The organism is Deltaproteobacteria bacterium (assembly GCA_013151235.1).
Lineage (GTDB): Bacteria > CG2-30-53-67 > CG2-30-53-67 > CG2-30-53-67 > CG2-30-53-67 > JAADIO01.
Window position 1 is genome coordinate 1 of record JAADIO010000003.1, and the last position, 8,026, is coordinate 8,026.

General features: G+C 53.5%; 9 protein-coding genes. 3 read left to right on the forward strand and 6 right to left on the reverse strand.

What is annotated here, in order from left to right; translation table 11 throughout:
- Positions 1 to 186: 186 nt before the first annotated feature.
- The 6 genes from trmD to GXP58_00695 all read right to left on the reverse strand — a co-directional run bounded on the left by trmD (position 187) and on the right by GXP58_00695 (position 4,317).
- Positions 187 to 939 (reverse strand): tRNA (guanosine(37)-N1)-methyltransferase TrmD, encoded by a 753-nt coding sequence (gene trmD, locus GXP58_00670; GenBank protein ID NOY52115.1) that lies wholly within the window; start codon positions 937 to 939, stop codon positions 187 to 189.
- A complete protein-coding gene (rimM, locus tag GXP58_00675; protein ID NOY52116.1) occupies positions 926 to 1,477 on the reverse strand; it encodes a 16S rRNA processing protein RimM in 552 nt (183 codons plus the stop codon). The genes trmD and rimM overlap by 14 nt, the downstream gene beginning before the upstream one ends.
- Before the next feature lie 23 nt (positions 1,478 to 1,500).
- Positions 1,501 to 1,731, reverse strand: a complete 231-nt coding sequence (locus GXP58_00680) for a KH domain-containing protein (GenBank protein ID NOY52117.1) — start codon at positions 1,729 to 1,731, stop codon at positions 1,501 to 1,503.
- A 51-nt stretch (positions 1,732 to 1,782) separates the two neighbouring features.
- Positions 1,783 to 2,049, reverse strand: coding sequence for a 30S ribosomal protein S16 (gene rpsP / locus GXP58_00685; protein NOY52118.1), 267 nt, complete (start codon positions 2,047 to 2,049; stop codon positions 1,783 to 1,785).
- A 39-nt stretch (positions 2,050 to 2,088) separates the two neighbouring features.
- The gene (ffh, locus tag GXP58_00690) at positions 2,089 to 3,495 is read right to left on the reverse strand and encodes a signal recognition particle protein (GenBank protein NOY52119.1); all 1,407 of its coding nucleotides are present in this window, start codon (positions 3,493 to 3,495) and stop codon (positions 2,089 to 2,091) included.
- 168 nt (positions 3,496 to 3,663) lie between these two features.
- Positions 3,664 to 4,317, reverse strand: a complete 654-nt coding sequence (locus tag GXP58_00695; protein NOY52120.1) for a ribulose-phosphate 3-epimerase — start codon at positions 4,315 to 4,317, stop codon at positions 3,664 to 3,666.
- Between the two features lie 445 nt (positions 4,318 to 4,762).
- Between GXP58_00695 and GXP58_00700 the strand changes: the two genes are divergently transcribed.
- From GXP58_00700 to GXP58_00710, 3 genes are read left to right on the forward strand one after another with little or no spacing between them, the layout of a single operon-like run.
- Positions 4,763 to 4,987: a sulfurtransferase TusA family protein gene (locus tag GXP58_00700; GenBank protein NOY52121.1), complete on the forward strand. Its 225-nt coding sequence runs from the start codon at positions 4,763 to 4,765 to the stop codon at positions 4,985 to 4,987.
- Positions 4,988 to 5,005: 18 nt separating this feature from the next.
- Positions 5,006 to 5,548: a hypothetical protein gene (locus tag GXP58_00705; GenBank protein ID NOY52122.1), complete on the forward strand. Its 543-nt coding sequence runs from the start codon at positions 5,006 to 5,008 to the stop codon at positions 5,546 to 5,548.
- 28 nt (positions 5,549 to 5,576) lie between these two features.
- A complete protein-coding gene (locus GXP58_00710) occupies positions 5,577 to 7,751 on the forward strand; it encodes a PAS domain S-box protein (GenBank protein ID NOY52123.1) in 2,175 nt (724 codons plus the stop codon).
- Positions 7,752 to 8,026: the final 275 nt, after the last annotated feature.

An 8,026-nucleotide genomic window follows, 5' to 3' on the forward strand; every position in this document is an offset into this window, starting at 1 on the left:
CACGATCTCGCCCTTTTTCCCGACCTTTCTGCGATGCTCGGCTGCGTGAAGGGGTTACTCTCCCCCTACGGGGGAGCATAGGAAAAACCCGCACTTTAATTTTCTTGCCTTCCCCGTGACTCCCCGTGTCCCCCGTGGTCAATGCTTTTGATCTTTGCCTTTGCGCCTTGCTCCTCCGTGCCAAGTCTATTGTTCCTGATCCTCTTCCCGGATCCGCCGAAGCATCTCCCGATCTTCCTCACTCAATTCAGCCTTCTCCAACAGATCGGGACGGCTGCAAAAGGTCTTTTTTAACGCGCAATATCGCTGGTACCGTTTGATCTTCGCGTGATGGCCCGAAAGCAGGATCTCCGGGACCTTCATCCCGCGGTATTTTTCCGGCCGTGTGTACTGAGCATGCTTCAGTAGCCCCCCGGAAAAAGAATCCGATACGACCGACCGTTCATCCCCCACGACGCCGGGAAGATTTCTCGAAACCGCATCAATCAACACCAAAGCCGCCAGTTCCCCGCCGGAAATCACGTAATCGCCGATGGAGATCTCTTCATCGACAAGATGAGTCAAAACCCGGTCGTCAACCCCTTCGTATCGGCCGCAGATCAGAGTCAGCGCCCTGCTTTTCGATGCCAGGCGTTCCGCCGCCGCCTGGTTAAAAACATGCCCCTGCGGGGAGAGGAGAATCACCTTCGTTTCCGGCTGTCTCTCCCGGATCAGATCGACCGCCCGAAAGATCGGCTCCGGCTTCAGGACCATCCCTTCGCCGCCGCCGTAAGGATAATCATCAACCGTTCGGTGCTTGTCCCTCGTAAAATCCCGGAGCAAATGAACCCGGACGGAAATCTTTCCGTCCTTTTGTGCCCGTCCGATAATCCCCGATTCTGCATAGACCTGAATGATCTCCGGAAAGAGAGTCAATACATCCCAGTCAAATTGGCTCAAAAAGCCCCTCCATGACGTGGATGATCATCTCTCCCCGCGCAAGATCGACCTTCCGGACCACCTCCGCAATCGCCGGGATCAGGATTTCCTTTTTCCCCTTCCGGACCACATAGACGTCGTTGCTGCCGGTTTCCAGGATCTCCGTGACACTTCCCAGGTCCAGACCTTCTTCACTTACCACGGCAAGACCGATGATATCCGCATGATAGTAACGCCCCTCCCCAAGGGGAAGCGCCTGCGAACGATGGATCAGGATCCGGCTCTTCAAAAAGGGCTCGATCTCATCCAGCGTATCCAGACCGGCAAAGTGAAGGATCAGACGGTCTTTCTGAAAACGGACCCGGTCAATCCTGACCTTCTGCCGTTTCCCCGCAGGATCCTCCAGCACGACTTCTTCCAGATCGAGAAACCGACGGGGAGAATCGGTCAGGGGATAAACCTTGACCTCACCCCGGATGCCGTGTTTCCGGAAAACAGTGCCGACCTCAATCCATTCTTCCATAGAACCGGAAAAACCGTCGCTTGAATCAGAACGCATGGGAGAACCGTATCACAAAGCCATCATTCGATGATCTCAAGAACGCAACGCTTGCCCATCTTGGTCCCTGCTGCATTCAGGATGGTCCGGAGCGCACGAGCGGTTCGTCCCTGTTTTCCGATCACCTTTCCCAAGTCATCCTGGGCAACCTTCAGCTCAATAACCGTTGTCTTCTCTCCCTGCACCTCCTGTACTTCAACATCCTCGGGATGATCCACCAGCGCTTTCACGACGTAGATTATAAGTTCTCTCATCTTCGGTCACCCTCCACTTGCGCATCCACCATCACCGAGCCTGTGGAACCGCTACGATGCGTTCTGACAAAACCTGGCCCAGATCCCCGAGCTTTTCAGAAACCGTTTGACCGTCTCCGTCGGCCGGGCTCCGGAGCCTAACCACTTCAAGACCGCTTCTTCCTGCAACACAATTTCCGACGGTTCCTTCCGGGGATCGTAGGTCCCGACCTGTTCGATGAATCTCCCATCGCGTGCCTTCTGAGAATCCATCACTACAATCCGATAGAAGGGAGACTTCTTTGCTCCATACCGGCTCAGTCGTATTGATACTGCCATCGCTTTCCACCTCCTTATTGTTTAAGATCACGATATTTTTTATCTTCGGATTTTTCTCTTCTTCTTCAGTTTTTTCCGGAACCTTCCGCCGCCGCCCATGGCCGGGAGATTCCCCATTCCCATGTTCGGCATCCCACCGGGAAAGGCCGGCATCCCTCCCTTTGAAAACATCTTCATCATCTTCTGCATCTGGGCGAACTGCTGCAGGAGACGGTTCAGGTCCTGCACCGTCGTGCCGCTTCCCCGGGCAATTCGTTTTTTACGGCTTCCGTTGATCACTTGGTAGCGTTCCCGCTCGGCGGGAGTCATGGAACCGATCATCGCTTCAATCCTGGAAAGTTCCTTTTCATCGGGACGGGCCGCCGAAAGTTCCTGTATCCGGCCCATACCGGGGATCATTTTCATCAACGATTCCAAGGATCCCATCTTCTTGATACTCTTGAGCTGATCCCGAAAATCATCAAGGGTAAACTGCTGTTTCCGAATTTTTCTTTCCAGCTTCTCCGCCTGTTTTTCATCAAAGGTCGCCTCCGCCTTTTCAATGAGGGTCAGCAGGTCTCCCATCCCGAGGATCCGGGAAGCCACCCGGTCGGGGTGAAAAACTTCAAGCTGGTCCAGCTTCTCGCCCATCCCGACAAACTTGATCGGCTTGCCCGTTACGTAACGGATGGAAAGGGCGGCGCCTCCCCGGGCATCGCCGTCAAGCTTGGTCAGGACGACACCGGAGATTTCGAGCTGTTCATTAAAACTCCGGGAGATATTGACGGCATCCTGCCCCGTCATGGCATCCGCCACAAAGAGGATCTCATGAGGCGAGACCTTCGTCTTGATCCTGGAGAGTTCTTCCATCAGGGCCTCATCGATATGGAGCCGTCCGGCCGTATCCAGCAGGACGAGATCGAATCCTTCGGCCCGGGCCTTTTCCAGCGCCTCTCGGCAGATCGAAACAGGGTCCCGACTTTCCGTACTGTAGACGGGCACGCCCAACTGTTCGCCCAAAACCTGCAACTGCCGGATGGCCGCCGGGCGGTAGACGTCGGCCGCCACCATCAGGGGACGGTGCCCTTTCTTCTTGTAAATATGAGCAAGCTTGCCTACAGTTGTGGTTTTCCCAGAGCCCTGCAGACCGACCATCATGATCACCGTGGGCGGGGTGGAAGCCAGTTGCACCTTGCTTTCTTCCGACCCCATAAGGCCCGTCAATTCATCCTGTACGATCTTGATGAACTGCTGTCCCGGATTCAGGCTCTGATGGACCTCCGTCCCGCAGGAGCGTTCCTTCACCTTCTCCAGAAACCCCCGGACGACCTTGTAATTGACGTCCGCCTCAAGGAGGGCCATCTTGACTTCGCGCAGGGCTTCCTGAACGTTCTCATCGGAAAGTTTTCCCTTGCCGGTAACATTCCTGATAATTGAATTCAGTTTTTCCGAAAGGGTATCAAACACAGATCACTCCTGCAACGCTTCGTATCATTTTTGCACGAAAAAGCCAAAAAAAACCTCATGGATTTCCCGTCCAGACCTAAAGCTTATAAATGTTATTGATTTTTTACACTTCTGTCAAGAAAATAAAGCCTGACATCCGGGAATGGGAAAGAGATTCCCGGCAGGAGATCAGGAGAGCTCATTTCGGAAACGATCCAGGGTTTTCTGATAATCCTCCGTCCCGAAAACCGACGACCCGGAAACCAGTACATCGGCACCCGCCTGAGCAATCTTTTTCGCGTTCGTAACCGTTACACCACCGTCGACCTCAATCTCCAGGTCGAGCCTCCTCTCCACCACCATCTCCTTGAGCCGGGTGATCTTGGGGAGGACCCCTTCAATGAAGCTCTGCCCGCCGAAACCGGGGTTCACCGTCATGACGAGTACCAGGTCAAGATCGGCCAGGACATACTCAAGAATCGACAGCGGCTGATGGGGATTCAGGGCTACTCCGGCCTTTTTCCCCAGGTCCTTGATCTGGTGAATCGTCCGGTGGAGATGGACGCAGGCCTCTGCATGGACCGTAAGGATGTCCCCGCCGGCCCCGGCGAATTCCGGGATATAGTCCGAAGGGTTTTCTATCATCAGGTGCACATCAAGGGGCAGATCGGTGATCCTGCGTACCGCCTTCACCACGGGAGGACCAATGGTGATGTTCGGCACAAAGTGCCCGTCCATAACATCGACGTGGATGTAATCAGCTCCCGCCGACTCCACGGCCCGGATCTCTTCGCCCAGACGTGCAAAATCAGATGACAGAATCGACGGCGCGATCTTGACCATATGAAAACCTCCTGAAGGGTAACTGTTCAGGTCCCACCTCTTTTGCACTCCTCACGCCTTGTCCGGCGGAAAAACAGAAACAACCGGAATCGTTACCTTGAATGGTTTGAAAAACGTGGACAGACTACCTGAAAGACTTTCGCCTGTCAAGGAAGGAGAACCTTCGAAATTCTACCAACAGGGGGGGGATAAAATCTTCATCACACGGTTTAAAAAAAATTGACAGAACAGCCCCTGTTCACTATAATTCCGGATAAATCTTAGATGAATTCCAGTTCCCAAAGAAGCATAGACTCCGGATTCATTCTGCACCGTAAATGCCACTCTCCCTGCACAGGGATGAGGGGACTTGGCCGCAAGGTTTTCGGAACGGGGTGTTCTCCACACCTCAACAAAGAGGTGTGATCACCGGCTCCTGCAGACGGAGCGTTACAGGAGGGAAGGAATGGAAATTCTAAAAGAGATCGATGTCACCGGTAAGGTCTGCCCCGCCCCCCTCATTGCCTTGGCCAAGGAGGTGCGCCATCATGACAAGGGCGCACTCCTTCGGATCAAGGGCGACGACCCTCTCTTTGAAGAATCGATCCTCGACTTCTGCGCCGAAGGCGATCACAAAGTCGTCGAAACAAAGCGGGAAGGAAAGCGAATCAGTATCGTCCTGCAAACCTGAATCCACAGGGAGCCTCCCATGGAGAAAAACAGGATGGCCAAAAAAGGAACGATCATGGTCGTCAGCGGTGAGCTGGACCGGGTCCACACCGCTTTCCTCATCGCCACGGGATTTGCCGCCCTCGGCATGGAGATGAAGATGTGGTTTGTCTTCTGGGGACACAACTGCCTGAAGAAGCGGCGGGGACTTTTCACCCGGCGCCGCAGACCCGCTCCCGCCCGGGAAGGGACCTACCGGAATCTCGATACCGACAATCTCCTCCAACAGGTAGCAGAACTGTTCAACCGCGGCGGTGCCGAGCATCTCCCTCTCTCTCAACAGAACCTGATGGGCTTAGGCCCTGCCCTCATCCGGAAGATGATGAAAAAAAAGAATATCCCGACCCTGAAGGAACTGATCGCCGATGCCGATGATCTGGGAGTGAAGTTTATCCTCTGTCAGATCTGTGTCGATGTCCTTGGCCTGAACATCGATGATTTGATCATCCCTCAGGTAGAGGTCAAGGGGGTCTCAACCTACATGCAGGACACAATGGAGGCCCATGTAAACCTCTTTATCTGACGAGAATCTCTGACAGGAAAGATCGGCCATGAACCGGAAAAGCAAAGACCAATTAGAAGAAATCCTGAGGCTCCGGGAGGAGAACTCCTTTCTTCGGAAGTCGTTGAATGAGACCTCCGGTGGACAGGAGCTTCTCCGGCAGCGAAAGGAATTCTCCCAGATTCTCAAGGTCAGCCAGAAGGTCGTCTCCGAGCTGAATCTTCAAAAGGTCCTCAACCTCGTAGCGGAATCAGCCCGGGAGATCATTGAGGCCGACACCCTGGTTGTTCCCATCCTGAACAAAACACGCGACCACTATATTTACATGGCCGCTGAAGGGGAAGGGGCCGAAGAATTCACAAAGCTGCGATACAAGATTCATGTCGGCATGTGCGGATGGGTCCTCCGGAATGAACGTCCCCTTCTCTTCGGAGCACCTTCGGAGTGGTGGATGGAAGAGAAAACCCCATGGGAAGAAGGACAGCAGTCGGCTCTTTTGGTTCCCCTCTTCGGCCGGGAAGGGATCATCGGCGGACTTTCCGGCCTCGGAAAGCAAGGGGGCGGAAGCTTCACCGAACATGACCTTGATCTTCTGACCCTTTTTGCCAACCAGGTCAGCGTCGCGATTGCCAACGCCCATCTCTTTCATGAAAGAGAAGAAATCATCCGGAATATAGAAGAAGAAAAGGAACGGCTGGCCGTCACGCTTCGAAGTATAGGCGACGGAGTTATCACCACGGATACGACGGGGAATGTGGTTTTGATCAATAAAATTGCAGAAGAACTTACAGGATGGCATCAGGAAGAAGCAACCGGAAAACCGCTGCAGGAAATTTTTCATATCATCAATGAACAGACACGTATCCCTTGTGCCGACCCCGTATCAAAAGTATTACAACTTGGAAAGATCTGCGGCCTGGCTAACCACACACTCCTCGTTGCAAAAGACGGGACGGAGCGAATTATCACCGACAGTGGAGCGCCGATTCGGGACCGGGACTCGCGTGTGATCGGAGCGATCCTCGTCTTCCGGGATATTACTGAAAAACGGAAGATTGACTCGGAGCTAATGAAAATGGAAAAGCTCGAATCTTTGGGCGTTTTGGCCGGGGGAATCGCTCACGACTTCAACAATATCCTCGTTGCCATTCTCGGCAATCTCAGTCTCGCAACGGAAACTCTCTCTCCCGAGGACAAGCTCTATCCACTGCTTCAACAGGCGGAAAAAGCCTCACTTCGTGCCCAGGCATTGACAAAACAGCTGCTCACTTTCTCCAAGGGGGGCGCTCCGATCCGGGAACTCGCCTCTATTGCCGAGGTAATCCAGGATTCTTGTGACTTCGCTCTGCGGGGGAAGGGCGTCCGCTGCAATTACAAAATCCCGAATACTTTATGGCCTGTGGAAATCGATACAGGACAGATGAGCCAGGTGATTCAGAACCTGATTCTGAATGCCGCTCAAGCCATGCCGGATGGGGGAACAATCAATATTGCCGCTGAAAATCTGGCCTTGGGAAATAGTGAAAATCCTTCCCTTCAAGCTTCCCCCTACATCAAGATCCTCATTCAGGATAGCGGGAACGGAATCGCACCGGATCAGATCGGCCGGATCTTCGACCCTTATTTTACAACCCGGGAAGATGGGTCCGGCCTGGGCCTGGCCGTAACCCATTCCATCGTCACTAAACATGACGGTCATATCACAGTCACATCAAAAAAGAATCGGGGAACCACCTTCATCCTCTACCTTCCTGCAGTAACGGAAAAAGTCCCCCGGCAGAAAAGCAGCCGCTCAAAAACCGTCAACCAGAAGAGAGGACGGATCCTGGTCATGGATGATGAAGAAATCGTACGGGACGTTGCAGCAAAGATGCTGACCCGTTTCGGATTCGAAGCCGTTCCAACATGTTCCGGAGAGGAAGCCGTCAAGCTCTTTCGGGAGGCTGCCGAGAGAGGAACCCCCTTCGACCTGATCCTTGCAGACCTTACCATTCCCGGTGGAATGGGAGGCAAAGCCCTGGCCACCGAGATCCATCGAACCGACCCTGCAGCAAAGATCATTGCCTCCAGCGGCTATTCCAACGATTTCGTCATGTCTGATTATGAAAAATTCGGATTTTGCGGTGCAGTGGCCAAGCCCTACCGGTTGCAGGAACTTCAGGAGGTCGTTGACCGCATCCTGGGGGAAGAACCGGCATCGTCAAGTGATGCTGCAGGAACATGACCAATGGGTAGTATTCCCGCTGGACGGAAGAGATCCACTCCCACTTTCGCTTGGGGAATGTTTGTTATAAAGCTCGTTCCACCCTGATCATCCTGACAAATATTTTTTCTTCAGATCGTTTCCAGGCCAAAGAAGATGAAGTCGTAAAAAGTCGTTTTCCGGATTCCGTTCATGGTTCGACAAACTACCGAGCATGGTGAGCCGGTCGAACCACACGAACGGTCCATTAAACTTTCCGAACCACATGCCCGGAAGCTCGCCGAACCACACAAACG